At 49.7% G+C, this 26,183-nt stretch carries 23 protein-coding genes; 14 read left to right on the top strand and 9 right to left on the bottom strand.

Features of this window, described 5'->3' with window-relative positions:
* Positions 1-2: 2 nt before the first annotated feature.
* On the bottom strand, positions 3-1,475 hold the full coding sequence (gene sbcB / locus G535_RS0112115) for an exodeoxyribonuclease I (RefSeq protein ID WP_026862295.1): 1,473 nt from the start codon (positions 1,473-1,475) through the stop codon (positions 3-5).
* 290 nt (positions 1,476-1,765) lie between these two features.
* A complete protein-coding gene (locus G535_RS0112110; RefSeq protein ID WP_026862294.1) occupies positions 1,766-2,188 on the bottom strand; it encodes a hypothetical protein in 423 nt (140 codons plus the stop codon).
* A 264-nt stretch (positions 2,189-2,452) separates the two neighbouring features.
* Between G535_RS0112110 and G535_RS0112105 the strand changes: the two genes are divergently transcribed.
* The 3 genes from G535_RS0112105 to hrpA are packed head-to-tail and all read left to right on the top strand — an operon-like array spanning position 2,453 to position 7,733.
* Entirely contained in the window at positions 2,453-3,496 is a 1,044-nt protein-coding gene (locus tag G535_RS0112105; protein ID WP_026862293.1) for an isoaspartyl peptidase/L-asparaginase family protein, read from the top strand.
* 33 nt (positions 3,497-3,529) lie between these two features.
* Positions 3,530-3,952, top strand: coding sequence for a CBS domain-containing protein (locus tag G535_RS0112100; protein WP_026862292.1), 423 nt, complete (start codon positions 3,530-3,532; stop codon positions 3,950-3,952).
* A gap of 58 nt (positions 3,953-4,010) precedes the next feature.
* Positions 4,011-7,733: an ATP-dependent RNA helicase HrpA gene (gene hrpA, locus G535_RS13645; protein WP_034728144.1), complete on the top strand. Its 3,723-nt coding sequence runs from the start codon at positions 4,011-4,013 to the stop codon at positions 7,731-7,733.
* Here the strand turns inward: hrpA and G535_RS0112090 are convergent.
* The 6 genes from G535_RS0112090 to ubiG form a co-directional block, all read right to left on the bottom strand.
* The gene (locus G535_RS0112090) at positions 7,713-7,979 is read right to left on the bottom strand and encodes a GrxA family glutaredoxin (RefSeq protein ID WP_026862291.1); all 267 of its coding nucleotides are present in this window, start codon (positions 7,977-7,979) and stop codon (positions 7,713-7,715) included. The genes hrpA and G535_RS0112090 overlap by 21 nt on opposite strands.
* 105 nt (positions 7,980-8,084) lie before the next feature.
* Positions 8,085-8,345 (bottom strand): class I ribonucleotide reductase maintenance protein YfaE, encoded by a 261-nt coding sequence (gene yfaE / locus G535_RS0112085; protein WP_026862290.1) that lies wholly within the window; start codon positions 8,343-8,345, stop codon positions 8,085-8,087.
* A gap of 5 nt (positions 8,346-8,350) precedes the next feature.
* Complete coding sequence (gene nrdB, locus G535_RS0112080) at positions 8,351-9,481, bottom strand: class Ia ribonucleoside-diphosphate reductase subunit beta (protein ID WP_026862289.1); 1,131 nt, start codon at positions 9,479-9,481, stop codon at positions 8,351-8,353.
* 17 nt (positions 9,482-9,498) lie between these two features.
* Positions 9,499-11,838, bottom strand: a complete 2,340-nt coding sequence (gene nrdA, locus G535_RS0112075; RefSeq protein ID WP_026862288.1) for a class 1a ribonucleoside-diphosphate reductase subunit alpha — start codon at positions 11,836-11,838, stop codon at positions 9,499-9,501.
* Between the two features lie 359 nt (positions 11,839-12,197).
* Positions 12,198-12,869, bottom strand: coding sequence for an HAD family hydrolase (locus G535_RS0112070; RefSeq protein ID WP_026862287.1), 672 nt, complete (start codon positions 12,867-12,869; stop codon positions 12,198-12,200).
* Positions 12,866-13,588, bottom strand: a complete 723-nt coding sequence (ubiG, locus tag G535_RS0112065; protein ID WP_026862286.1) for a bifunctional 2-polyprenyl-6-hydroxyphenol methylase/3-demethylubiquinol 3-O-methyltransferase UbiG — start codon at positions 13,586-13,588, stop codon at positions 12,866-12,868. The genes G535_RS0112070 and ubiG overlap by 4 nt, the downstream gene beginning before the upstream one ends.
* Positions 13,589-13,755: 167 nt before the next feature.
* Between ubiG and gyrA the strand changes: the two genes are divergently transcribed.
* The 11 genes from gyrA (at position 13,756) to G535_RS13960 (ending at position 25,464) form a co-directional block, all read left to right on the top strand.
* A complete protein-coding gene (gene gyrA, locus G535_RS13640) occupies positions 13,756-16,386 on the top strand; it encodes a DNA topoisomerase (ATP-hydrolyzing) subunit A (RefSeq protein ID WP_034728140.1) in 2,631 nt (876 codons plus the stop codon).
* A 9-nt stretch (positions 16,387-16,395) separates the two neighbouring features.
* Entirely contained in the window at positions 16,396-17,484 is a 1,089-nt protein-coding gene (serC, locus tag G535_RS0112055) for a 3-phosphoserine/phosphohydroxythreonine transaminase (RefSeq protein WP_026862285.1), read from the top strand.
* Positions 17,485-17,529: 45 nt separating this feature from the next.
* Positions 17,530-18,633 carry a histidinol-phosphate transaminase gene (gene hisC, locus G535_RS0112050; RefSeq protein ID WP_026862284.1) on the top strand — a complete coding sequence of 368 codons (1,104 nt, stop codon included), beginning with the start codon at positions 17,530-17,532 and terminating at the stop codon, positions 18,631-18,633.
* A gap of 7 nt (positions 18,634-18,640) precedes the next feature.
* Positions 18,641-19,924 (top strand): 3-phosphoshikimate 1-carboxyvinyltransferase, encoded by a 1,284-nt coding sequence (gene aroA / locus G535_RS0112045; protein ID WP_169513607.1) that lies wholly within the window; start codon positions 18,641-18,643, stop codon positions 19,922-19,924.
* Positions 19,925-20,021: 97 nt separating this feature from the next.
* Positions 20,022-20,726 carry a (d)CMP kinase gene (cmk, locus tag G535_RS0112040; RefSeq protein WP_026862282.1) on the top strand — a complete coding sequence of 235 codons (705 nt, stop codon included), beginning with the start codon at positions 20,022-20,024 and terminating at the stop codon, positions 20,724-20,726.
* Between the two features lie 113 nt (positions 20,727-20,839).
* The gene (gene rpsA / locus G535_RS0112035; protein ID WP_026862281.1) at positions 20,840-22,516 is read left to right on the top strand and encodes a 30S ribosomal protein S1; all 1,677 of its coding nucleotides are present in this window, start codon (positions 20,840-20,842) and stop codon (positions 22,514-22,516) included.
* A gap of 47 nt (positions 22,517-22,563) precedes the next feature.
* Positions 22,564-22,848 (top strand): integration host factor subunit beta, encoded by a 285-nt coding sequence (gene ihfB, locus G535_RS0112030; RefSeq protein WP_026862280.1) that lies wholly within the window; start codon positions 22,564-22,566, stop codon positions 22,846-22,848.
* A gap of 101 nt (positions 22,849-22,949) precedes the next feature.
* Positions 22,950-23,213, top strand: a complete 264-nt coding sequence (locus G535_RS0112025) for a LapA family protein (protein WP_026862279.1) — start codon at positions 22,950-22,952, stop codon at positions 23,211-23,213.
* Entirely contained in the window at positions 23,206-24,363 is a 1,158-nt protein-coding gene (lapB, locus tag G535_RS0112020; protein ID WP_026862278.1) for a lipopolysaccharide assembly protein LapB, read from the top strand. Before G535_RS0112025 ends, lapB begins: the two co-directional genes overlap by 8 nt.
* Entirely contained in the window at positions 24,364-25,062 is a 699-nt protein-coding gene (gene pyrF, locus G535_RS0112015; RefSeq protein WP_026862277.1) for an orotidine-5'-phosphate decarboxylase, read from the top strand. It abuts the gene before it with no gap.
* 84 nt (positions 25,063-25,146) lie between these two features.
* Positions 25,147-25,464, top strand: coding sequence for a ComEA family DNA-binding protein (locus G535_RS13960; protein ID WP_051207212.1), 318 nt, complete (start codon positions 25,147-25,149; stop codon positions 25,462-25,464).
* Positions 25,465-25,479: 15 nt separating this feature from the next.
* On the opposite strand, the gene rrtA is transcribed toward G535_RS13960, so the two are convergent.
* Complete coding sequence (rrtA, locus tag G535_RS0112005) at positions 25,480-26,085, bottom strand: rhombosortase (protein ID WP_026862276.1); 606 nt, start codon at positions 26,083-26,085, stop codon at positions 25,480-25,482.
* Positions 26,086-26,183 lie beyond the last annotated feature (98 nt).

Below are 26,183 nucleotides of genomic sequence, written 5' to 3'. Positions count from 1 at the left end.
GGTTAGAGGCTCTGTACGTAGCGGAACAAATCGTTGAGCAAGCGTTGCGCGCGTTCATTGTCGGCGTGTTCACTCGCACATTGCTCAAGTTCTTGCATAAAGCTTTCGGCGGACAGTGCGCGCGGCAATGGCTCAAGGAGGCGTTGTTGGCAAAAGTCACGCCAGCGGTGTAACTCGGCGTCGGTGAGCGTGGCGGGGTAGTTGCGCGCTCGGTAACGAAACAGCATTTCAGGAATGCGAACGTCACTGACATTAAGTTCAAGGCCGGCAAGCTGCTCAGGTGCGGTGGCGCGGATAATCGCCATCGCCGAGCGATCTTGATCGCTAAAGAAAGGGCCTGAATAAAGCTGTAATTCAGGGTCTTGCGTTGCGTCGTCAGCGGCAAAGCTATTGCTTGCAACACTCTGTAGCAGGCGTTCCCGCAACTCAGGTTGTTGGGCCAGCCATTGCGCACGTTCGAGTAAGGTTGCCAGAGGCAGTTCCCAACGCTGTTGCACTTGCGTCGTGATGACCGATTTCGGGGCAAGGAACGGGCAGCGGTTTAACATCAACTGTTGCGCGCCATAAAGGTTCCAGCCATTGGCTTCGCGTTGTTCGCGTTTGGCGAAACGGCGCTCGATGAGTTGCTCCACCGACAGATCCATCAGTTCACGTGGGTCTTCACGTAAATTCCAATAGATCACGGCGTTAGGGTTATCGTCGTTGTAGCCAAGCGGCATAATCATCGAGAGATAACCGTTGTCGACCCCATAAAACCCCGCAATATGCGCCAAGGGCGTAAAGTTGATCAAATCAATCAGCGGCTTTAGGGCTTGTTTACGGCGCATGTTAAAGGCGTAATCAAACAGTTTCGGTTGCGCTTGTTTCAGTAATTTCGCCATCGCAATGGTGGCATAGACGTCGGCCATGGCATCGTGGGCTTGGCCGTGGTCAATGCCGTTGGCTTTGGTGAGTAATTCCAGACGCATACTGATGCGGCCATCATCACCTTCGGGCCACTGAATGCCTTCTGGACGTAAGGCGTAGCATGCGCGTACCACATCAATCAAATCCCAACGGGAATTGTTCTGTTGCCAGGTGTGCGCATAAGGATCAATAAAGTTGCGGTAGAACAAGTGGCGCGTTACTTCGTCATCAAAAGAGACCGAGTTGTAACCGATAATGGTGGTCTGTGGCTGACTGAATTGTTGTTCAATTTTGTCGGCAAAGGCCGCTTCGTTCATGCCTTGTTTGAGTGCATGCTGTGGCGTGATACCCGTGACCAATACCGCACGTGGATGCGGCAGGAAATCAGGCGTCGGTTGGCTGTAGATGGTTAATGGGCGACCCACAGGCTCAAAATCGAGGGTAGTACGTAAACCAGCGAATTGCGCCGGACGGTCCACTTGTGGCGAGGCGCCCCAAGTTTCATAGTCGTGCCAGTAAAAGGTTTCTTGCTTCTTTTGTTGTGCGTTATTGTCTGAGTATGGCTGCATGTCTTCTTATACCGCGCGGCTTTAGCTGTGTCTCGCTGGGTCGCTAGTTGTTTATTTTGTCGGTGGTTTTCGTTATAAGTAACGTTCTATTTGCTACAGGCGTGCTACAAAATCACGATGGGTTCGTACCCACTTCTTTCCTTAAAATTAGCTCGAGATGAGGCTACACGATTGTCTGTAGTGCTGCAAGAAGAGGGAGTGGACAGTCTACGTATTAAAAGAGAGGGTGAAAAACAGCCCGACAGTCATGTCGGGCTGTTTATTACGGTCCTAAAACAACCTAATTCAGGTTAGGGCGCTTCACTAGCCGTAAGGGCGTGTTTGTAGCCAGTCAACAGCCAAGCTTCATCAATAAACGTATAGGTCCATGTTCTAGTTCCATCAGATCTAGTCTGAGTTACTGATTGCGTATCATCTTCACCTGAGCATCCTTTCTTCTTAGTTATTACTGTATAAGGTTCATCAAGGATAAATGTGTTCGCACTAATCGCCTCGGACAAGGCATCAAGCATGTCTGGGCTGAGCGTGGGAGAGTTTTCGTCCTTAATCACTTCAGTTGTGCAAACGGTTTTTGCTGAACTCGTCCCAGAAGAGAAAATCGATAAAACGACAAAGAGTGAGACATAAGTGCTTACTTTGAAAATCTCTGACGTCTTCGAACGTACGTGATGGCTTGTCGTCGACAATGCAAGATTATGAATATAGTTACGCATCTTATAAATTCCTTTTATAAATTATCAAGAAGTTAAACCCTGATAATGCAAAGGTTAAAACCAATCTATTCATGCGTTAATAAAATGTCAAATCAATGGGTTGTGTAATGAATGGTTTGACCCTCGTAAGGTCTTCAACATGCTGAAAGCTATCGTTCTTGTGGTACCTATTCTTCTCGGCGTAGCTTTACTCCCGTTGATCGGAAGCGGGTTGCGTCATTCATGGGAATCGGTTTAGATAAAGCGAAATTCGAACAACATTGAATGAGGAAGGTTGTCATGCGTTTATTGCAAAGTTTGTTAGCCGCTGGCGTGAGCTTGGCGCTAAGTCAGGGAGTTGCCTCTGCTGAAGAGCAAGAGAAAGTCTTTGCCATCGCCATTCATGGTGGTGCGGGCACCATTAACAAAGCAAGTCTTACGGACGAGCAGGAGGCCGCCTACAAAGCGAAGCTCAGCGAAGCGATCAGCGCTGGACACAGTATTCTGGCGGCCGGTGGTAGCAGTATGGATGCGGTGGTTGCGGCTGTGCAGGTATTGGAAGATTCACCATTATTTAATGCCGGTCGTGGTGCCGTTTACACCTATGACGGTGAACATGAGCTTGATGCTTCTATCATGAACGGTGCAACCGGTGAAGCTGGTGCGGTGGCTGGCGTTAAAACCGTGAAGAGTCCGATTGAACTCGCGCGTAGCGTGATGGAAAACTCGGTGCATGTCATGTTAAGCGGAGAAGGCGCCGAAGCTTTTGCGGCTGAACAGCAACTGGCGTTGGTGGAAAATAGCTACTTCAACACCGAACGCCGCTACCAACAGCTACAAACCGCCAAGGAAAAGCTTGGCAAGGCAGATAAGCAGGCTTATGTCGAGCTCGACAACAAATACAAGTATGGCACTGTGGGCGCGGTTGCACTTGATCAAGAGGGCAACCTTGCGGCGGCAACCTCAACTGGTGGCATGACGGCGAAACGTTATGGTCGGGTGGGTGACTCGCCAATTATCGGCGCGGGCACGTGGGCTGACAATGCCAGTTGTGCGGTATCGGCGACAGGTCACGGTGAGTATTTTATTCGTTACCATGTAGCGGCTGATATTTGTAGCCGGGTGAAATACTTAGGTGAAAGCGTACAAGAAGCCGGTGATACGGTCATTCATGATGTGCTATTGCCAAAAGGCGGAACTGGCGGCGTGATCATTGTGGATGGCAAGGGCAACGTGCACATGCCGTTTAATACCGAAGGTATGTACCGCGCCAGTCAGGTCGGTAACGGTGAAATTAACGTTGCGATTTATCAGGATGAACTATACTGAAATCAGGTACTAGCAGCCAAATGAGGTGACCCCATGCAATCGATGAAAGTGAGTGTTTTCATGAACCGTCGGCCAGTGGTGTTCACTGAGCAGTTGCCTGTCGAAGCAGCCGTTGAACGGCTGCTGCAATCGCGTCAGCGCGGCGGTCCAGTGGTCGATGCCGCGCAACGTGTGATTGGCTTCTTATCGGAACAAGACTGTTTGGCGGCAATGTTACGTGGCACCTATCATAACGAAATGTCGGCCACGGTAGGTGATTGTATGTATCACGGCGACGTGCTCACAGTATTTGCCGATGACTCGATTGCCGATGTGGCGCAGCGAATGGATGCCAACAAACCGAAAGTCTACCCCGTGCTTGATGATGAAACCAAACAACTGGTCGGCGTGATCACTCGTACTGACGTGTTGGCTGCCATTGACAGCTTCTTTCAAGATTCCTACCGTCAGCGTTAACATACAGCCAGCACGCTGTTAAACTAACGCCTTTCAGATGTTTAAGTCAGGATAGGGCGTGCATTCTACCATCCAATTTCCAAGTGATTTACCGGTCGTTCAGGCCAAAGAAGAGATCCAAAAAGCCATTCGTGAGCACCAAGTGGTGATTGTCGCGGGTGAGACGGGGTCTGGTAAAACCACCCAGTTACCCAAAATGTTGCTTGAACTAGGCTATGGCCGAGCGGAAGAAGGCACCCTGATTGGCCATACGCAACCTCGACGTCTTGCTGCGCGTAGCGTTGCGCAGAGGATTGCCGAAGAATTGCAGACGCCACTTGGCGAAACCGTCGGCTATAAAGTACGTTTCCAAGATCAAACCGCGCCCACCACCGCCATTAAATTGGTCACCGATGGCATGTTGCTGGCGGAGCTGCAGAATGATCGCTTGCTCAAGCAATATGATGCCTTGATTATTGATGAAGCCCATGAGCGCAGCTTAAACATCGATTTCTTACTCGGTGTGTTGGCGAAGATTTTGCCTAAGCGACCTGATTTAAAGCTCATTATTACCTCGGCGACCATTGAAACCGAACGTTTCGCCAAGCACTTTAATAACGCGCCCATTTTGTCTGTCAGCGGCCGGACGTATCCAGTGGAAGTGCGTTACCGTCCACTGGAAGGCGATGATGACAGCGGTGACGTGGTGCAAGGGGTGTGTGAAGCGGTGACCGAGCTGTACCGTGAAGCCAGCGGTGACATCTTAGTGTTTGCTTCAGGTGAACGTGAAATTCGCGATTTCGCGGAAGCGTTAGGTGATCTTGATTTACCCAACACCGAATTGTTGCCGTTGTTTGCACGCTTGTCCTCGGCGGAACAAAACCGTGTGTTTCAGCCGCATGGCATGCGTCGTATCGTGATTGCGACCAACGTTGCCGAAACCTCATTGACGGTGCCGGGCATTCGCTACGTGATTGATCCGGGCACGGCGCGGATCAGCCGTTACAGTTATCGCACCAAAGTGCAGCGTTTGCCGATTGAAAAAGTCTCGCAAGCCAGCGCAAACCAGCGCATGGGGCGTTGTGGTCGGGTCGCTCCTGGTATCTGTATTCGTTTGTACAGCGAAGAAGACTTCTTACAACGTCCGGAGTACACCGAACCGGAGATTTTACGGACCAATTTAGCGGCAGTTATTCTGCAAATGACAGCGGCCAAGCTTGGTGACATTCGCAAATTTCCTTTTATTGACCGTCCTGACGAGCGCTTCATTAAAGACGGCATGAGCTTGTTGCAGGAACTACACGCCCTGAAACTCGGTCGCAGCCGTCGTCGTAATGCGCCGCAAGGCCCACAACTCACGGCCGTGGGGCGCCAGTTGGCCAGTTTGCCGATTGACCCGCGTCTCGCTCGGATGGTGTTGGCCGCAAATGAGTTTGGTTGTATGCAAGAGGTGATGGTCATCACTGCGGCGTTAAGTATTCAAGACCCACGTGAACGCCCGCAGCAAGCGAAACAAAAAGCGGACGAATTGCACCAGCGTTTTCACGATAAAGACTCCGACTTTATGAGTTATTTGAAGCTCTGGGAGTACTTGCGGGAAAAACAACGCGAGTTATCGAAATCACAATTTAGAAAACAACTGAAAAGTGAATTATTGCACTTTATGCGGGTGCGCGAATGGCAGGATGTTTACAGCCAAATTCGGCAAACCGTGCGCGGCTTAGGGTTTCGCATCAATCAAGAGCCTGCCAATTATGAGGCAGTGCATCGCGCGTTATTGACGGGCTTACTCTCCCATCTAGGCACTAAGGAAGAAGGGCATGAGTTCCTTGGTGCGCGTAATCGTAAGTTTTATGTGTTCCCGGGTTCTGGTTTATTTAAAAAGCCACCGAAATGGGTGATGGCAGCGGAGTTGGTTGAAACCAGCCGCTTGTTTGCGCGAGTGAATGCCAAGATTGAACCTGAATGGGTCGAACCTGCTGCCCAGCACTTGGTAAAACGGAACTACTTTGAGCCACATTTCGCGAAGAAGTCTGGCTCGGTCGTCGCCGATGAGCAAGTGACCTTATATGGGCTGATTATCGTCCCTAGACGCCGCGTACAGTATGGGCCAGTGGATCCTGTTTCTGCCCGAGAGATTTTTATTCGCGAAGGCTTGGTGAATGCGCAGCTGACACGCAAACTGCCTTTTATCGCGCACAACCAAGCGTTGATCAGCAGTATTCGTGAGTTGGAAGATAAATCGCGCCGCCGTGATATTTTGGTCGATGATGAGGCGCTGTTTCAAGCTTACGATGCCCATATTCCTGAGGGGATTTACAATCAGCAGTTGCTGGCGGGATGGTGGCATAAAGCGGCGAAGCAGCAACCGCGCTTGTTGTATTTTGAACGTGATGACTTGATGGCACAAAGCGCGGAACACGTCACTGCTGCCGATTATCCTGACACCTGGCAACAGGGCGACTTGCGCTTGCCACTTAGTTACCAATTTGAACCCGGTACCGAAGCGGATGGCGTGAGTGTGCATGTGCCGCTCACGCTCGTGAACCAGCTCAGTGCCGAGGGCTTTGATTGGCAAGTGCCAGCATTGCGTGAAGCACTTGTGGTGCAGTGGATTAAGTCGTTGCCGAAAACCTTACGTCGCCATTTTGTGCCTGCACCTAACTATGCGCAGGCCTTTTTACAGGACAATGGCGCGACGGAAGCCTTGCAACGACCGTTACTCGAAGCTTTGACGGACAAGTTACGACGCATGTCGGGGGTGACTGTGCCTGCTGAGGCATGGGATGCCACGCAAATCAGCACGCATTTGCAGATGCGTTTTGTGATTGAAGATGACAAAGGCAAGGTCGTGGCGCAAGGGCGTGACTTAACCGCGCTGCAGCAGCAACTGCAAGGGCGTGTGCAACACGCATTGCGGCAAGCGGTAGCACAACAACCTAAGGCAAAAGTCGCCGATGATTGGGCGTTTGGGCGTTTGCCAGAAATGCGTGAGCGGCAGCAACGAGGCTATGCAGTAAAAGCGTATCCGGCGCTTGAAGTCGTTAGCGAAGGTGTTCGTGAGACGTTATTCGATAACCCCCAGCAGGCCGCGTTAGCGCACCATCGCGCCGTACGTAAATTGCTGCGCGCGCAGTTGCCGTCACCGGTTCGGTATTTACAGCAAAGCTTGTCGAACAAGGCCAAGTTAGCGCTGTATTACAATCCTTGGGGTAAAGTCGATGCGTTGATTAACGACTGTATTGAGGCAGCGCTCGATGAACTTATTGGTGCCCAGCCAATTCGCGATGAAGCCTCTTTTCGTGCCCTTGCCGAGCTTGCTCGTGGCGAACTCAACGAAAGGGTGACTGCAATTGCGCAACAGGTCGAACCCTGCTTGATGCTCACTCAAGCGATTCGTAAACAGTTGAAGGGCTCGGTGCCGTTGGATCAGATCAAAGCGCACGCCGATATTAAAGCGCAGCTCGATGCTTTGGTGTACCCGGGCTTTGTCAGTGATTGTGGGGCAGAGCGATTAAGCGATATTGGGCGTTATCTGAAAGCTATTGAGCGTCGGTTAGAGAAGCTCCCGGTCGACCCTAATCGTGATCGTTTACATATGCTGACTATGGAAAAGTTGCAGCAGGCCTATCAGCAGGTGTTAACTAAGCAACCGCACAATCAGCCTGTAGCGGAAGAGGTGAAAGCGATTCGTTGGATGTTAGAAGAGTTACGGGTGAGCTTTTTTGCGCAGCAATTAGGAACCCGCTATCCGATTTCCGAAAAGCGGGTTCAACAAGCCTTAAGCAGCGTAAAGACCTAAGTTCTCGCGTGCGTAAGCTTCAAATTCGGTACAACCACCAATGTGTCGCTCATCGATAAAGATTTGCGGCACGGTTTGTACTGGTGCGCCGACGGTTTTTTCTAAGTCCGCTTTGCTTATACCTTCTTCATGCATATCGATGTAACGGTATTCAAAATCATCACGATCTTCGCTAAGTTTTTTGGCAATTTGTTCAGCGCGAACACAGAAAGGGCAGCCAGGGCGGCCAAAAATAACTGTAAACATGCGTACTCCCACATTTGAATGATGCATAACAACGGCGTCTATTTTGCCTGAATCAGGTGCATTTCGCTATGGTTGTTGTTCTATTGGGCGAATCGAAAAAATCGATTAGTGATCAATCTCAAGGTCTGAGGCTGGTACACAACAGCAGGCGAGACAGTCACCTGGACGAACGATGGCGAGCGGTTCATTGATGTAATCGATATCGCCGCTTTTAACTTGCGTACGACAGGCCCCGCAAAAACCATCGCGACAATGATAGCGTGTTTCGATACCCGCACGCTCCATAGCTTCAAGAAGAGAGCCGTCGGATGGATCAACGGTCAGCTCGTGCTGACCGTTGACGCGGACTTTAAAGGTTTTGCTCATCAGGTTTACAGCTCGAAGTCTCCCAAATCAGAGGCACTTACGGCGCTGTCGATTTGACCGACAAGGTAAGAACTGATTTCGGCTTCTTGTGGGGCGACCTGAACGTTGTCAGAGACAAGGTATTTGTTCATCCACGGGAGTGGGTTGCTGCGTTGTTTGAACGGAGCGTCAAAACCAATGGCTTCCATCCGCATGTTGGCGATGTACTCGACATACTGGCACAGGATCTCTTCGTTCAAACCAATCATTGAACCATGACGGAATAGGTAGTGTGCCCATTCTTTTTCTTGCTCAACCGCTTTCATAAAGATCGCCAGCGCTTCGTCACGTAATTCTTCGGCAATTTCTTTCATTTCAGGATCGTCTTTGCCGTATTGCCATAAGTTAAGAATGTTCTGTGTCGATACCAAATGGAGGTTTTCGTCACGGGCAATCAAACGAATGATCTTAGAGTTACCTTCCATCAAATCGCGCTCGGCAAAGGCGAAGGTGCAGGCAAAACTAACGTAGAAACGAATCGCTTCAAGTGCGTTCACCGAGTTAATGCACAAGAACAGCTTCTTCTTCAATTCCCGCATGCTGACATGGTGGACTTCGCCGTGCACTTCAATATCACCTTCACCGTGGGTTTGCCACAACTGGGTGAAGAAGATGAGGTCATCGTAATAGCGCGAAATGTCTTCTGCACGCTTTTGGATCTCTTTGTTGATCACAATGTCTTCAAACACATCGCTTGGGTCGGTAAAGAGGTTACGCAAAATGTGCGTGTACGAACGTGAATGAATGGTTTCAAAAAACGACCAGGTTTCAATCCAGGTTTCTAACTCTGGAATCGACACGATTGGCAGTAGGGCGATGTTTGGGCTACGACCTTGAACAGAATCAAGCAAGGTTTGATACTTCAAGTTGGAAATGAAAATGTGCTTTTCACTGTCCGTTAAGCCTTGAAAATCAACACGGTCACGGCTTACATCAACTTCTTCTGGACGCCAGAAGAAGCTGATTTGTTTCTCGATAAGCTTTTCGAAAATGCTGTGCTTTTGCTGATCGTAACGCGCCACGTTCACCGAGTTACCAAAGAACATAGGTTCGTTAAGCGGGTTGATCTGATTCTTGTTAAAGGTTGAATAACTCATTTGTTCACGCCTTCCAATTAGATTTTACATGCGCCGCCGGCACAATCGTCGTCTTCTTCGACAACTGCCACGGTCGCTTGACTGTTCTCTTCTTCACGCTGCTTCGCTTCGACTTTGTCACGTAAGTCGACTTGATTGTCCGAAGCACCATCACGCGTGTTGTGGTAATACAAGGTCTTCACGCCCAACTTGTATGCGTAGAGTAAGTCTTGCAGCAATTGCTTCATCGAGACTTTGCCGCCTTCGAACTTGCTTGGGTCATAGTTGGTGTTGGCAGAAATCGTTTGGTCAACAAACTTCTGCATAATGCCGACCAATTCCAAATAACCTTTGTTGTTTGGCAACGTCCATAATAATTCGTAGGCGTCTTTTAGCGTTTCGTACTCCGGCACGACTTGTTTGGTGACACCGTCTTTCGACGCTTTAATACTGATATGGCCGCGCGGTGGTTCAATACCATTGGTTGCGTTAGAGATCTGCGACGAGGTCTCTGACGGCATCAAGGCTGAGAGCGTTGAGTTACGCATACCATACTGTTGAATGTCTTTACGTAGTTGATCCCAGTCCAGTTGCAGCGGTTCGTTGCAAACAGCGTCCAAGTCTTTCTTGTACGTATCAATCGGCATCAGACCTTGCGCATAGGTCGTCTCATTAAACTTCGGACAAGCGCCGAGCTCTTTTGCTAAGTTCATTGAAGCTTTCATCAGATAGTACTGGATGGCTTCAAAAGTGCGATGCACAAGACCATTGGCTGAACCGTCTGAGTAACGGACACCGTTTTTCGCTAGGTAATAGGCGAAGTTGATCACGCCAATCCCTAACGTACGACGGCCCATGGTGGCGTTGTAGGCAGCCGGAACTGGGTACTCTTGGTAATCGAGCAAGCTATCAAGGGCACGTACGGCCAATTCAGCCATTTCTTCAAGTTCATCCAGTGAGTTGATGGCACCTAGGTTAAACGCCGACAACGTACAAAGGGCGATTTCGCCTTCTTCGTCGTTGACGTGCTTCAGTGGCTTGGTTGGCAAGGCAATTTCCAAGCACAGGTTACTCTGGCGGATCGGTGCGACCTTCGCATCAAACGGGCTGTGCGTGTTGCAGTGGTCAACGTTTTGCAAATAAATACGACCGGTACTGGCACGCTCTTGCATGAACAGACTAAACAGCTCAATGGCTTTAATACGCTTCTTACGAATCGATTCGTCGTTTTCGTATTGTACGTACAAACGCTCAAACTCAGCTTGGTCGGCGAAAAACGCGTCGTATAAACCGGGTACGTCCGATGGGCTAAATAAGGTAATGAAGTCATCTTTGACTAAGCGCTGATACATCAGACGGTTAAACTGCACACCGTAGTCAAGGTGACGCACACGGTTTTCTTCAACGCCGCGGTTGTTCTTTAATACCAACAGGCTCTCAACCTCGAGGTGCCATAATGGGTAGAAAAGGGTGGCTGCACCACCACGTACACCGCCTTGCGAACAGCTTTTCACTGCTGTTTGGAAGTATTTGTAGAACGGAATACAACCTGTGTGGAAGGCTTCTCCGCCACGAATTGGGCTACCAAGTGCACGAATACGACCGGCGTTAATACCGATACCGGCACGTTGCGAGACATATTTGACGATGGCGCTTGCTGTTGCGTTGATCGAATCGAGGCTGTCGCCAGCTTCAATCAAGACACATGAGCTAAATTGACGCGTTGGGGTACGTACGCCAGCCATAATTGGCGTTGGCAATGAAATTTTGAACTGTGACGCGGCATCGTAAAAACGTTTCACGTAATCAAGGCGCGTATCTTTTGGATAGTTGGCAAACAAACAGGCTGCCACCAAAATATAAAGGAACTGAGCGCTCTCGAAAATTTCGCCCGTAACGCGGTTCTGAACGAGGTACTTGCCTTCAAGTTGCTTCACGGCAGCGTAAGAGAAGTTCAAGTCGCGGCCGTGATCGATGAAGTTGTTCATCAATTCAAACTCGGCAGCGTCGTAATCATTAAGTAGGTGCTTATCGTAACGACCACTGTTGACCATGGTTTTGACATGGTCATAAAGGTGGGGTGGTTCAAACTCACCGTAGGCCAGTTTGCGCAGATGGAAAACAGCTAAGCGGGCAGCTAAGTATTGGTAATCGGGTGCATCTTCAGAGATTAAGTCTGCTGCAGCTTTGATGATGGTTTCGTGGATGTCTTCGGTTTTGATGCCGTCATAAAATTGAATTCGTGAGCGAATTTCAACTTCGGAGACAGAAACATTTTCAAGACCTTCGGAAGCCCAACTGATGACACGATGAATTTTATCGAGATCAAGAGGTTCACGTTCACCACTGCGTTTAGTTACGAAAAGCTGTTGATTCATGCGGCGCACCCACCAAGTTTGTCGTTATGATTTTATGTTGGTACCACAAGATATAGGTGTAAAGCAGGTTTCTGTGTGAATATTACACAATATCTTGGGGTGAAAGATTAGTTGTATGCTAGCACTTATTAGCGGTTGATCAAGATTGAAAAACGTAAATAGTTATGCCTTTCGGCGAGGGGATTTTTGCAGCTCCTTGAAAAGGCTTGTCGTTCTTGCACTTGAGGAATTTCAAGCCTAAAAAAAATAAATTTTTGCGACATCTTGATGACGCAAAAGTCGCCAACGCTGTGATGAACAAATGCGCAGAAAACCCCAATATCTAGTGGTTGTAAAAGAAAGCTTCCACTAAATAGCCCTTAACGAAGTAACTGCAGCAAATCGTTTGGGGCACGTAAAATCCAGTCAGCTCCCCAGGTTTCGAGCGCTGCGTTTGGTGCGCAATATCCGTAGCTTGCAAGCGCTGTGCGCATGCCCGCTGTGCGGCCAGCGATGATGTCGGTTTCGGCGTCACCCACATACCAACAGTTTTCAGCCGCGATGCCGAGTTGATCGGCGGCCAACAGCAGCGGCTCCGGATGCGGTTTAGCAACCGCTAGGATATCGCCCGCAACCCGTACGCTGATGTGATGGAGTTCGGGGAAATACGGTACCAATTGCTCGGTCAAAGCCCCTGGCTTATTGGTGACAATAGCGGTAGGTATTTCGGCCTGTTGCAAATGCGCGAGCACCTCGGTGATGCCTTGGTAATAGCAAGTATGTACCGCGATAGCCTGCTGATAAGCGGTTAAAAAAGCTTGTCGTAATTGCTGACGACGGGCGGCATCGGTGTCGCCAAAAGCATAGTCAAGCAGACTGCGGGAACCGTGGGTAGCTTGTAAACGCGCGGTGACAAGATCTAATGCGGGTCGACCTTCAGCGTGCAGCACGGTGTTCAGTGCTGCACACAAATCGGGCGCGGTATCCAACAAGGTGCCGTCGAGATCAAATAAGACGGCGCTGGGGCGTCGGTCAGGCGCTGCTAATGTCATGCCGCAGCCGACTCAGGCCGCTTCAGGGCAACAAGGTAATTGACGTCGACATTACTATCATCAAGATAGAAGCCACGCCACGGCGTATAATGGATGCCGGTCATCGCAGTCGCCTGTAAGCCAACCTTGTCGGTCATCGCTAACAGTTCAGCTGGTTGAATAAATTTCGCATGTTCATGTGTGCCTTTTGGCACCCATTTCAACACGTACTCCGCGGCAACAATGCCAAGGAGCCACGATTTAACGTTCCGATTCAGTGTTGAAAACACTAAGGTGCCACCCGGCTTTACTAATTGAGCCGCCGCAGCAACAATCTTTTCTGGCTCAGGAACATGTTCAAGCATTTCTAAACAGGTAACTAAATCAAATTGGCCAGCGTGTTCTGCCGCGAAGGTCTCTGCAGCTATACATTGATAGTCCACCTTGACCTGACTTTCCAAGGCATGCAGCTTGGCCACTTGCAAGGATTGCTCAGCAAGGTCGATACCCGTGACCCTAGCCCCGGCTTTCGCCAGCGTCTCTGCAACCAAACCGCCACCACAGCCGATATCGACCACGCGTTTACCAAACACACCGTCGCACTGGCGTTGGATAAAATCGACCCGCAACGGGTTAATTTGGTGCAATGGCTTAAATTCACCCTCAGGATCCCACCAACGTGAGGCAAGGGCGCTAAACTTTTCAATTTCTTTAGGATCAACGTTGTCAGTTTGCTGCATAGTACTTCTGCTTCGTGGAAAAACTAGGTACAGTGTACTGAAGCTACCGACGTAAAAAAAGCATAAGCCTGCTTGGTTCGGGAAAAAGGATGCGAGGGCGCGCCGCTAAGGGTATAATGGCGGGCCTTGAAAATTATAAAAAGACAGAGTCGTTTAGGGATATAACTATGAGTGATCTCGCCAGAGAAGTCGTTCCGGTCAATATCGAAGATGAACTGAAAAGTTCGTACCTCGACTATGCAATGAGCGTCATTGTCGGCCGAGCGCTACCGGATGTGCGCGATGGTTTGAAGCCGGTGCATCGCCGGGTGTTGTTCGCAATGAACGAATTGCGCAACGATTTTAATAAGCCTTATAAAAAGTCAGCACGTATCGTTGGTGACGTCATCGGTAAGTATCACCCGCATGGTGACAGTGCTGTGTACGATACCATCGTCCGTATGGCGCAGCCGTTCTCGTTGCGTTACATGCTGGTTGATGGTCAAGGTAACTTCGGTTCTGTTGATGGCGACTCCGCTGCAGCAATGCGTTATACCGAAATTCGGATGGCGAAAATTGCTAGCGAATTGCTTTCCGACCTTGATAAAGAAACCGTTGATTTTGTACCGAACTACGACGGTACCGAACATATTCCTGATGTGTTGCCAACCCGAGTACCGAACCTTTTGGTGAACGGTTCTTCAGGGATTGCCGTTGGTATGGCGACCAACATTCCGCCGCACAACTTGACCGAAGTGGTCAATGGCTGTTTGGCGATGATCGATCAACCTGACATTACTGTCGATGAGTTGATGGAATACATTCCTGGCCCTGACTTCCCAACTGCTGCGACCATTTCGGGGCGTGCCGGTATTGTGGAAGCTTATAAAACGGGCCGTGGCCGTATTCATTTACGTGCTAAAGCTGAAATTGAAACCGATAGCAATGGTCGTGAAACGATTATTGTGAACGAAATCCCTTATCAGGTGAACAAAGCGAAGCTGATTGAAAAAATCGCTGAGCTGGTGAAAGAAAAACGCTTGGAAGGCATCAGTGGCTTACGCGACGAGTCAGATAAAGACGGTATGCGTATCGTTATCGAGCTGAAACGTGGTGAAGTCGGTGAAGTGGTGCTGAATCATTTGTATGCCAACACGCAAATGCAAGTGGTGTTCGGTATCAACATGGTCGCCCTTGATAAGAATCAGCCGCGCTTGTTTAACCTGCGCGATATGCTCGATTGCTTTATCTTGCACCGTCGCGAAGTGGTGACACGTCGCTCGGTCTATGAATTGCGTAAAGCACGTGAGCGCGCGCACATCCTTGAAGGTCTTGCGATTGCCTTGGCCAACATTGATGATGTGATTGAACTGATTCGTCGCTCGCAAACCGCAGCAGAAGCAAAAGCTGCATTGATCAGCCGCGCTTGGGTGCTAGGTGATGTTGCGACCATGCTTGAACGTGCTGGCGTTGACGCTGCACGTCCGGATCATCTTGATCCGCAATACGGCATCCGTGACGGTCAGTACTATTTGACCGAAGAACAAGCGCAAGCGATTCTCGATTTACGCTTACACAAATTGACTGGGCTTGAGCACGAGAAGATCCTCGATGAATACAAAGCCTTGCTCGCGCAAATTGAAGAACTCTTGCATATTCTCAACAGCTCAGAACGCTTGATGGAAGTTATCCGTGAAGAGCTTGAGAAAATCAAAGCCGATTATGGTGACGAACGCCGTACCGATATTACTGCGGCAGCCCATGACATCTCGATGGAAGACCTCATCAACGAAGAAGATGTTGTGTTGACGCTGTCACACCATGGTTACGTGAAGTACCAGCCGTTGACGGAGTACGAAGCGCAGCGCCGTGGTGGTAAGGGTAAAGCCGCGACGAAGATGAAAGATGAAGACTTCATTGAGCGTCTTTGGGTGGCGAACACCCACGATACCATCCTTTGTTTCTCGACCCGCGGTCGTATTTATTGGATGAAGGTGTATCAGTTGCCATTGGCGAGTCGCGCGGCGCGCGGTCGTCCAATCGTTAACTTATTGCCGCTTGAGGCTGACGAGCGCATTACCGCGATCTTGCCGACCCGTGACTACCCTGAAGATAAGTTCATCTTGATGGCCACCCGTAACGGTACTGTGAAGAAGACTCCTATGGTCGATTACTCACGTCCACGTAACGGCGGTATCATTGCCTTGAACTTGAATGACGGCGATGAATTGATCGGCGTGGCGATGACCTCGGCAGGTGACGAAGTGATGCTGTTCTCTGACGCCGGTAAAGTGGTGCGCTTCAGTGAAGAGCAAGTACGCTCAATGGGCCGTACTGCGACGGGTGTACGTGGTATTCGTCTGGAAGAAGGGCAAAAAGTGGTGTCGCTGATCGTCCCGCAAACCATTGAAGACGAGATGCCAGCGATTCTTACGGTTACCGAAAATGGCTATGGTAAACGTACGCCAATCACGGATTACCCAGCCAAGAGCCGGGCAACCAAAGGTGTGGTCTCCATTAAAGTGAGTGAGCGTAACGGTGCTGTGGTTGGCGCGATGGAAGTGTTGGATAACAACCAAATCATGCTGATCAGTAACAAAGGTACCTTGGTGCGCACCCGCGTGAATGAGGTCTCAACCGTAGGTCGTAACACCCAAGGTGTCCGTCTGATTCGTACTGCTGATGACGAGCAAGTGGTCGGCCTGCAGCGGATCGACGAAATCGACGAAGACGAATTACCTGAAGAAATGCTAGAAGCTGATGTCGAAAATGTCACTGACGAAGACACAGCAACCCCAACTGACGATAGCGAGGAGTAATAGAAGCTCATGACAACCCCGTTTAATTTCTCTGCAGGTCCAGCGATGTTACCGCGCGCGGTTCTGGAACGCGCTCAAGAAGAGTTACGAAGTTGGCGGGGTTCGGGAATATCGGTGATGGAAATCAGTCACCGTGACCCAGCCTTTATGGCTATGGCCGCCAAAGCGGAACAAGATTTGCGCGATCTCATGACAATTCCTGAGAACTACCAAGTGTTGTTTATGCATGGCGGTGGTCGTGGGCAATTTTCTGCAGTCCCGCAGAATATTGCAGGCCCAGATGCCACAGTCGATTACCTTAACTGTGGTATTTGGTCTGACTTTGCGATTCGTGAAGCACAAAAATATGTTGCCAAGGTTAATGTTGTTGGTGGTGTGGTGGATACTGAGCAAGGGCGTGCGATTGCAGCGCCTGAGCAGTGGCAGGTTAGCGAGAATGCCGCTTACTTCCATTATTGTCCGAACGAAACCGTAGACGGCATTGCCTTGCATACTATTCCTGATCATCTCAGCGCACCTTTGGTGGCTGATATGTCGTCATCCATCTTGTCAGAGCCATTAACGGTCGAGAAATTTGGCGTCATTTACGCTGGAGCGCAGAAGAACATTGGTCCATCGGGTTTCGCCATTGCTATTGTCCGTGATGACCTGCTTGGTCATGCGCAACAAAATACCTCAACCATTATGGATTACACCGTACAGGCGCAAGACCGGTCAATGTACAACACGCCGAACACGTGGGCGTGGTACTTGTCGGGTTTGGTGTTTGAGTGGCTAAAAGAGCAAGGTGGCGTGGAAGCGATTGGGGCGATTAACCAGTTGAAAGCCGACACTTTGTATCAGTATATTGACAGCTCAAGCTTCTACAGCAACCCGGTGCATCCTGACTTTCGTTCAAAAATGAACGTACCATTCCTGTTGGCCGATCCGGCACGTGATGGTGATTTCTTGAAGCAAGCTGAACAGCAAGGTCTGTTAGGCTTAAAAGGACACCGTTTTGTCGGCGGTATGCGTGCCAGTATCTACAACGCGATGCCATTGGCAGGTGTCGAGGCGCTGGTCGCATTCATGCGTGAGTTTGAACAAAAACATAGCTAAAACAAACTCATTAATTTACTGAACAACAGTTGAAAGAACTTAATTATGACCCAGTTTGATGCAAAGCAACTCGCCAATGTTGGCGTGCGAAACTTATCGCCTTATCAGGCAGGCAAACCTATTGAAGAGCTCGAACGCGAGCTAGGAATTCGTGACATTGTGAAACTTGCCTCTAACGAAAACCCCTTAGGTATCAGCCCGTTGGTGAAAGCTGCGTTACAAGATACCTTGGCCGGTTTGGCCCGTTATCCTGATGCAAACGGTTTTTATTTAAAGTCGAAACTGGCGAAAAAGTTTGCCGTCGATACGGCCCAGATTACGTTGGGCAACGGTTCAAATGATGTGTTGGAATTATTGGCGCGAACCTTTGTTAACGATCAACATGAAGTCATTTTTGCGCAACACGCGTTTGTTGTTTATCCACTAGTCACGCAAGCAATTGGTGCGAAAGGTATCGCGGTACCGGCAAAAGACTATGGCCATGATTTGCCGGCGATGTTAGCCGCAATTACGCCGAAAACGCGCATGATCTTCATTGCTAACCCGAACAATCCAACGGGTACTTTCTTGACCAGTGAAGCCTTGCATGACTTCATTCGTCAGGTGCCGGCAAATGTGTTGGTAGTATTGGATGAAGCCTACTACGAGTATGTTCCAGAAGCGGAACGCGCGCCGTCGTTAGAGTGGATTGCCAGCTTCCCGAACTTGGTGGTGAGTCGTACCTTTTCAAAAGCCTATGGCTTAGCTGGATTACGCGCTGGTTATATGGTGTCGCATCCAGACGTAGCTGATTTAATGAATCGTGCCCGTCAGCCATTTAACATGAACAGCTTGAGTTTGAAGGCCGCCGAAGTCGCCCTCGACGATGATGACTATTTGCATAAGTCGATCGCGGTCAATGCGGCGGGAATGCAACAGTTGGTTGATTTCTGTGAGCGTCAGGGGCTGAATTACATTCCATCTTACGGTAACTTTCTCACCATCGAGGTGGGCGAAAAGGCCGGTGAGCTATACCAGCAATTGCTGCAAGAAGGCGTCATCGTTCGTCCTGTAGCGGGTTACGAGCTGCCACGTCATTTGCGGGTCAGTATTGGCCTACCTGAAGAGAATGAAACCTTCATTCGCGCGTTAACCAAGTTGTTAGGATAACCTTTTCGTGCTGGACACCATTACCTTACAAGGCCTCTCGCAATGCCGTGGAGAGGTCGATTTACCTGGGTCAAAAAGTATCGCTAATCGTGCGCTCTTAATGGCAGCCTTGTGTGCCTCTGGAACGGTCACTGAGTTACGTCATATGCTGCGCAGCGATGATACCGAGCGTATGTTAGAAGCGCTTGCGGCGCTTGGCGTGGGTGTTACAGAGGTGACCCCGACAACATTGCGTGTGCAAGGTTGTGGTGGGCAGTGGCCAGCGCAACCGGAACAACTGTACTTGGGCAATGCCGGGACCGCCATGCGCCCCCTTACCGCGGTATTGGCAGCAACCCAGACGTCACCCGTGGTCCTCACCGGTGACGCACGGATGCAAGAACGCCCGATTGCGGACTTGGTCGATGCGTTACGTGAAGGTGGCGCGCAGATCAGCTATCAAAATAACGCTGGTTATCCGCCACTTCAGCTTAGCGGTGCCATGAAAGGTGGGACTGTTCATGTCAATGGCAGCGCGTCCAGCCAATACATTTCAGCCTTATTGATGGCGTTGCCACTGCTACCTGAGCCATCAACGCTTATTTTGACCGGTACCGTGGTGTCTTGGCCGTATATCGAGCTCACGCTCGCGATGTTGCGCGATTTTGGCATTGTCATTGAACAGGTCGGTGCGCAGCAATTTCAAATTGCCGGCAAGCAAGAGTATCGCTCACCTGAGCAGTACTGGATTGAAGGTGATGCGAGTGCGGCAAGCTATTGGTTGGCTGCTGGCGTATTAGGTGGTGGACCTTTGACTATTCATGGTATTGGCAAAAAGAGTATTCAAGGTGATATTCAATTCATCGATTACCTTCGTCAAATGGGTGGTGAGGTAGCGTTGCATGATGAATACGCTGTGGTTAGTGGCGGTAAATTACGGGCGATTGATGTTGATCTCAATGCCATTCCAGATGCAGCCATGACCTTTGCAACCTTGGCCTTATTCGCTGAGGGAACCACCTGCATTCGTAATGTTGCCAACTGGCGCATCAAAGAAACCGACCGGTTACATGCCATGGCGACCGAGCTGGCGAAAACCGGCGCAACCGTGGAAGAGGGCGACGATTACCTTTGTGTGACGCCGCCCGCGCGTCTGCAGCCTAGCCAAATTGCGACCTATGATGACCACCGCATGGCCATGTGTTTTTCGCTGTTAGGCTTTTCCGAGGCCGGTGTTACCATTGCAGATCCTGCCTGCAGTGCGAAGACCTATCCGCTTTATTTTCAAGAGTTTCAGCGGCTCTGTCGCTGATTCGTCACTAAGGCTTCCTCAAAGCTTCATCCAATAAAGATGCAATTTTTTCACAAACCCGTATAATTGCGGCGCTTTTATATTGCTAGAGGATGCTATGAGCGATTCGATACCAGTTATTACGATAGACGGTCCGGGTGGGGCAGGCAAAGGCACAGTAAGCCGCATTTTAGCGGAAAATCTGGGCTGGCACTTGCTTGACAGTGGTGCTATCTATCGAGTTCTTGCACTGGCCGCGCTGCATCACGATTTTGCGCCGGATGACGAAGAAAGCCTTGTCGCCTTAGCCGGCAGTTTAGATGTGAAATTTGAAGTCGAGAATGAACGTGAGCTTACCCACATCATTCTTGAAGGTGAAGATGTGACGCTTGCGATTCGGACTGAGGAAGTCGGTGGCATGGCGTCGAAAATAGCTGCATTACCACGGGTTCGTGAAGCTTTGTTACGCCGTCAACGCGCGTTTCGTGAGCTGCCAGGTCTGATTGCAGATGGTCGTGACATGGGGACCGTCGTGTTCCCAAATGCTGCCGCGAAAATCTTTCTTACCGCGAGCGCTGAAGAACGCGCGGAGCGCCGCTACAAACAATTGCTAGAGAAAGGTTTTACTGCTAAAATCGACCAATTAATCGCCGAAATACGTGAGCGCGATGAACGCGATGCAAATCGCGCCGTGGCGCCAATGCGAGCAGCTGATGATGCGCTGTATGTTGACTCAACAACGTTGAGCATCGATGAAGTGGTCGATACCATTTTACGCTTCGCGCATGAGAAGCTAACTAATACTGAGAAAGCAACCTCGTAAATTAACGTTGCTAACTTAGGGATCTGCAGCAAGGAATGCCAGCAGATGAATTTTAACAACCCCATCTCACTGGATTGTTTGGTGGATGTACTTAACTGAAGTAGTTAACTCATATGTCAGAAAATTTTGCACAGCTGTTTGAAGAAAGCCTCAAAGAGGTTGAAACTCGCCCAGGTTCTATCGTTAAAGGTACTGTTGTAGCGATCAATCGCGACGTAGTTCTTGTCGATGCAGGCCTGAAATCTGAAAGTGCTATTCCTGTTGAACAATTCCGTAACTCAGACGGTGAAGTTGACGTAAACATCGGCGACCAAGTTGATGTAGCGTTAGACGCTGTTGAAGATGGTTTCGGTGAGACTTTGTTGTCGCGTGAGAAAGCGAAGCGTCACGAAGCATGGTTGCAACTTGAGAAAGCCTACGAAGATCAAGAAACTGTTACCGGTATCATCAGCGGTAAAGTTAAAGGCGGTTTCACAGTTGATTTAGGTGGCGTACGTGCGTTCTTGCCAGGTTCTTTGGTAGACGTTCGTCCAGTTCGTGAAACGACTCACCTAGAAAACAAAGATTTAGAGTTCAAAGTAATCAAGCTTGACCAGAAGCGTAACAACGTTGTTGTTTCTCGTCGTGCTGTTATCGAAACTGAAAACAGTGCAGAGCGCGAAGAGTTGCTTGAAAGCTTGCAAGAAGGCCAAGAAGTTAAGGGTATCGTTAAGAACCTTACAGACTACGGTGCGTTCGTTGACTTGGGCGGCGTAGACGGCTTGTTGCACATCACTGATATGGCTTGGAAACGCGTTAAGCACCCAAGCGAAGTTGTCAATGTTGGCGACGAAATCAACGTGAAAGTATTGAAGTTTGACCGTGAGCGCACGCGCGTATCACTTGGCCTGAAGCAGTTGGGCGAAGATCCATGGTCAGATATCGCTGCACGCTACCCAGAAGGTCACCGTCTTGAAGGTCGCGTAACCAACTTGACTGACTACGGCTGCTTCGTTGAAATCGAAGAAGGCGTTGAAGGTTTGGTTCACGTATCTGAAATGGACTGGACCAACAAGAACGTTCACCCATCTAAAGTTGTTAACTTGGATGACGTTGTTGAAGTTATGGTTCTTGAGATCGACGAAGAACGTCGCCGTATCTCACTTGGCCTGAAACAGTGCAAGCCTAACCCTTGGGAAGAGTTCGCGAAGAACTTCAACAAAGGTGAAAAAGTTAGCGGTAAGATCAAGTCAATCACTGACTTCGGTATCTTCATCGGTCTTGACGGCGGCATCGACGGTCTTGTTCACTTGTCAGACATCAGCTGGAACGCTCCAGGTGAAGAAGCTGTACGTGAATTCAAGAAAGGCGAAGAAGTTACCGCTGTGGTCCTTCAAGTTGACGCAGAGCGTGAGCGTATCTCTCTAGGTATCAAGCAACTAGAAGAAGACCCGTTCAACAATTATCTGGCAGCCAACAAAAAAGGTGCTATCGTTACAGGTAAGATCATCGAAGTTGATGCTAAAGGCGCTAAAGTCGAATTAGCAGACAGCGTTGAAGGTTACATCCGTGTAGCTGACATCTCACGTGACCGTATCGAAGATGCGACCACTGAGTTGAAAGTTGGTGACGACGTTGAAGCACGCTTTATGGGTGTTGACCGTAAGAACCGTACTTTGAGCCTGTCAATCAAAGCGAAAGACGAAGCGGAAGAGAAAGAAGCTCTCGAGTCTGTGAACAAGCAGCAAGACGAAGGCGACTTCACTAACGCTATGGCTGAAGCTTTCAAAGCAGCGAAAAGCGACGACTAAGAACCCATGCGCGATTAGCATTGACGCACTAAAAGAGGAAACTTTAGATGACAAAATCGGAGCTGATTCAACAGTTAACGAAATTGTATCCCGAGCTTTCTCCGCGTCAGGTTGAAGATGCGGTGAAAGAGATTATCGAACAGATGGCACAGCAACTTGCTGGTGGCGATCGCATCGAAATTCGAGGATTCGGTAGTTTTTCACTGCATTATCGCGCACCGCGGACAGGGCGTAATCCGAAAACCGGCGCCAAGGTTGAACTTGAAGGCAAATATGTCCCTCACTTTAAACCTGGAAAAGAGCTACGGGAACGCGTAGACAACGTTGGTTAATCGGTCGCTATTTTCGCGTCGAGTTCAGCAAAACGGCATGCTATAGTATGGCATGCCGTTTTTTTATAGGTCGGTTTTAACGCTTCGTTTTGGGATACGTCATGTTACGATTTCTCTTTATTGGCTTACCGTTACTCGTTTTATTTCTACTTGCGGTGGGCTTAGGTGCACTCAATAAGCAAGCCATTCCGTTCGATTTTATGTTCGGTACGGTGCAGTTACCCGTTGCGGTACTGGCCGGCCTGTTTGTCGGGTTTGGCTTCTTGGTAGGCTTAGCGAGCATGTTTGCGAAACAGGTCGCGCTGCGCAACGAGAACAGAAAATTACGTAAACAACTGGTCGCGCGAGATAACGCCGATGCTTGAGTTGTTATTCCTGCTACTTCCGGTCGCCGCCGCCTACGGTTGGTTTATGGGGCGGAACAGCGTACGTAATGAAGAACGTCGCGAGCAGGAAGAATTCTCTAAGCAATATGTCACCGGGTTAAATCTACTTCTCTCGGATCAACCTGATAAAGCAGTCGATTTATTTATCGAGCTGCTTGATGTCGACTCCGATACCCTTGAGACGCACTGGACGCTGGGCAAACTTTTTCGCCGGCGCGGTGAAGTTGATCGGGCCATCAAAATTCACCAGAACCTTACTTCACGTCCAAATATTACGGAGACCCAACGTCGCCATGCGATGTTTGAGTTAGGCTTAGACTATTTAGCCGCCGGTATTTTTGATCGCGCCGAGGAAATGCTGCTGGCGATGCAGAATGACAAAGCGTTCGCCGCGCAATGCCAGCGTCACTTGCTGGAACTCTACGAATCGACCCACGAATGGGATAAAGCCATTAAAGTTGCGTTGAAACTCGCGCGCAACGATGCCAGCGCTGAGCCTTTAGTCGCACAACTGTACTGTGAGCTGGCCAGTAAGCAAGACGATCCTAAGCTGGCCGAGAAGTACTATCAGAAAGCCCGCAAGCATGACCCCGATAGCGCCAGAGCGGCGTTGTCATTGGGCCGAATGTGGTACGAGCAAGGTGAAATCAGTAAAGCCCAGCGGATCTTAATGAGCATTTTGGATGCTGATCCTGCCTTTATTTCGGAAGCCTTACCCGTGTTACAGGCGTGTTTCCGCAGTGAAAATGACGAGGCAGGCTTTGTTCGTTTTTTACATCAATGCGTGCGTGATGCGAACTCGACCACTGCTGCAATCTTATTATCTGAAGCTATCGCTAGTAATAGCAGCATTGAGGAAGCAGAGCAGTTTATGCAATCGGCTTTACTACGCAATCCGACCATGAAAGGCTTCCATCAACTAATGGACTTTCATATTCGCGCGGCTGATGTGGGTAAAGCACGGAACAGTTTAGAAGTGTTGCAAAAATTAGTGCAACAGCAGATGCAGCAACGTCCCAAGTACCGTTGTCGTCATTGTGGGTTCTCTGGCAGTACCTTGTACTGGCATTGTCCTTCGTGTCGCGCTTGGGGTGAGATTAAACCAATCACCGGATTAGATGGAGATTAAATGAGTACCTCGTCGAGAATTTTTGTCGCGCTGGATTACGCCGATGCTAAACAAGCCTTAGCTTTGGTGGATCAACTGAATCCACAACTCTGTGGTCTCAAAGTGGGGAAAGAACTTTTTACCGCCGCAGGCCCAGAGTTTGTAAAGGAACTCGTCGCACGCGATTTTGATGTATTTCTCGATTTGAAGTTTCACGATATTCCGAACACTGTTGCGAAGGCAGTGAAGGCTGCGGCTGAACTTGGCGTATGGATGGTGAATGTGCACGCAGTTGGTGGTCGCCGTATGTTGGAAGCTGCCAAGGCTGCGCTTGCGGACTACCCGAAGCCGCCGTTATTGATTGCAGTGACGGTATTGACCAGTATGACAGATGACGATCTCCATGAGACTGGCATTGAGGTTAATGCGGCGGAACAAGTGTTACGTTTGGCAGATTTAGCAAAGCAAGCAGGGTTAGATGGCGTGGTTTGTTCGGCGCAAGAGGCGAACATGTTACAACAGGCTTGCGGACAGGATTTTGTTTTGGTGACCCCAGGCATTCGTCCACAAGGGAGCGACCAAGGTGACCAACGTCGCGTTATGACCCCAGAGCAAGCAGCACAGCAGGGCATTCAAGTGTTAGTGATTGGGCGCCCAATTACCCAAGCAGAACAGCCTGCTGCGGCGTTAAAAGCAATACACGTATCTCTCACAGCCTAATCCGCGTTTGTAAGTGGCAGTCCAGTCTCGGGCTGCCTAAGCTACTTCTACTGCATAAGCAGTTTGAATCTGAAGGAGCTTATTATGTTATGGAAAACCACTTTAATGGCCTTGTGCGTCGGTGTTGGTATGAGCAATGCTGCCTACGCGGGGCCCATTTCACCTGAGGGCGCAATGGTGGTAGCAAGCACCACCCAAGCGCAAGCAAGCAAAGTAAACCTGAACAAAGCATCGGCCGCGGAGCTCGCGCAAGCATTGACTGGCGTTGGCCAGCGCCGTGCTGAAGCTATTGTCGCGTTGCGCGAACAGCTCGGCGGCTTTACTGAGCTCAATCAACTCATGCAAATCAAAGGGATTGGGCCGCGCTTGTTAGAGCTCAATAAGCAACGTATGGAGTTATAGTTGCTACGATAACTGCTACTTTAGTTGGGCAAGTTTTGCTAGATGGCGTTCGTGGAGCCACCAGGCAAGGACGCCCGCAAGGATGCCGGCACCATGCAACTGCCATGTATCACGATCTTGCCCAACCTCTAACGCAGTTGGCCACCAACCGAGGAGTTCAAACAGCAGCTTACCGATGATGGCGAACAGAATAAATGCCACGAGTTGACGTTGCTTCGGATGCTTTGCAGCGCCCATTTCGAGTAACAAGCACATGACCAACAAGCCATGGTTAAGTCCAGAGAGTCCGACAAAGCGTCCTTCATACCCTAATGCCAACAGTAGTAGCGAACTGCCCAAACCAATTACGATAAGCGCATTTAAATAGCTTCTCACCGAAAAGTAGCGGGCAAACAGCACGCAGATCAGCGCAAAACTAACGACGTTGAGCACCCAATGCATTGTTGAGAGATGTAAAAAGTGTGCTGTAAACAGCCGCCACGGCGCCTCCCAAATCACCTCAGCATGGTAGTCATACTGCGCCATGAGCGCGGGAGCCTCGAGGGCAATGTAATAGTACAGCCAAATGACAATGGCGCAGATTAATAGACTAACAAGGGTTACTTGATGGCGTTCCGTCATGGTTTTTCAATCACTTTCATGCGTTGTGGTAAAGCAATAAGCGTTCTATGATAGGAGGCTCTCTTGACTCTGTAAACAGGAACTTAAAGGCGAAAAAC

Origin of the sequence: Pseudidiomarina sediminum DSM 21906 (genome assembly GCF_000423165.1) — a bacterium.
Classification (GTDB): Bacteria; Pseudomonadota; Gammaproteobacteria; order Enterobacterales; family Alteromonadaceae; genus Pseudidiomarina; species Pseudidiomarina sediminum.
Note: the sequence above shows the minus strand (reverse complement) of the source record. Positions and strands in the feature narration are given on the sequence as shown.

Bases quoted from the DNA above. Each gene is read 5' to 3' on its own strand.
- G535_RS0112100 (WP_026862292.1), top strand. From the start codon at position 3,530: ATGCAATCGATGAAAGTGAGTGTTTTCATGAACCGTCGGCCAGTGGTG.
- nrdB (WP_026862289.1), bottom strand. From the start codon at position 9,481: ATGAGTTATTCAACCTTTAACAAGAATCAGATCAACCCGCTTAACGAA.
- G535_RS0112025 (WP_026862279.1), top strand. From the start codon at position 22,950: ATGTTACGATTTCTCTTTATTGGCTTACCGTTACTCGTTTTATTTCTA.
- lapB (WP_026862278.1), top strand. From the start codon at position 23,206: ATGCTTGAGTTGTTATTCCTGCTACTTCCGGTCGCCGCCGCCTACGGT.
- rpsA (WP_026862281.1), top strand. From the start codon at position 20,840: ATGTCAGAAAATTTTGCACAGCTGTTTGAAGAAAGCCTCAAAGAGGTT.
- gyrA (WP_034728140.1), top strand. From the start codon at position 13,756: ATGAGTGATCTCGCCAGAGAAGTCGTTCCGGTCAATATCGAAGATGAA.
- serC (WP_026862285.1), top strand. From the start codon at position 16,396: ATGACAACCCCGTTTAATTTCTCTGCAGGTCCAGCGATGTTACCGCGC.
- nrdA (WP_026862288.1), bottom strand. From the start codon at position 11,838: ATGAATCAACAGCTTTTCGTAACTAAACGCAGTGGTGAACGTGAACCT.
- ubiG (WP_026862286.1), bottom strand. From the start codon at position 13,588: ATGCAGCAAACTGACAACGTTGATCCTAAAGAAATTGAAAAGTTTAGC.
- G535_RS0112105 (WP_026862293.1), top strand. From the start codon at position 2,453: ATGAGGAAGGTTGTCATGCGTTTATTGCAAAGTTTGTTAGCCGCTGGC.
- rrtA (WP_026862276.1), bottom strand. From the start codon at position 26,085: ATGACGGAACGCCATCAAGTAACCCTTGTTAGTCTATTAATCTGCGCC.
- G535_RS0112110 (WP_026862294.1), bottom strand. From the start codon at position 2,188: ATGCGTAACTATATTCATAATCTTGCATTGTCGACGACAAGCCATCAC.
- cmk (WP_026862282.1), top strand. From the start codon at position 20,022: ATGAGCGATTCGATACCAGTTATTACGATAGACGGTCCGGGTGGGGCA.
- yfaE (WP_026862290.1), bottom strand. From the start codon at position 8,345: ATGAGCAAAACCTTTAAAGTCCGCGTCAACGGTCAGCACGAGCTGACC.
- ihfB (WP_026862280.1), top strand. From the start codon at position 22,564: ATGACAAAATCGGAGCTGATTCAACAGTTAACGAAATTGTATCCCGAG.
- pyrF (WP_026862277.1), top strand. From the start codon at position 24,364: ATGAGTACCTCGTCGAGAATTTTTGTCGCGCTGGATTACGCCGATGCT.
- hisC (WP_026862284.1), top strand. From the start codon at position 17,530: ATGACCCAGTTTGATGCAAAGCAACTCGCCAATGTTGGCGTGCGAAAC.
- sbcB (WP_026862295.1), bottom strand. From the start codon at position 1,475: ATGCAGCCATACTCAGACAATAACGCACAACAAAAGAAGCAAGAAACC.
- G535_RS13960 (WP_051207212.1), top strand. From the start codon at position 25,147: ATGTTATGGAAAACCACTTTAATGGCCTTGTGCGTCGGTGTTGGTATG.
- G535_RS0112090 (WP_026862291.1), bottom strand. From the start codon at position 7,979: ATGTTTACAGTTATTTTTGGCCGCCCTGGCTGCCCTTTCTGTGTTCGC.
- G535_RS0112070 (WP_026862287.1), bottom strand. From the start codon at position 12,869: ATGACATTAGCAGCGCCTGACCGACGCCCCAGCGCCGTCTTATTTGAT.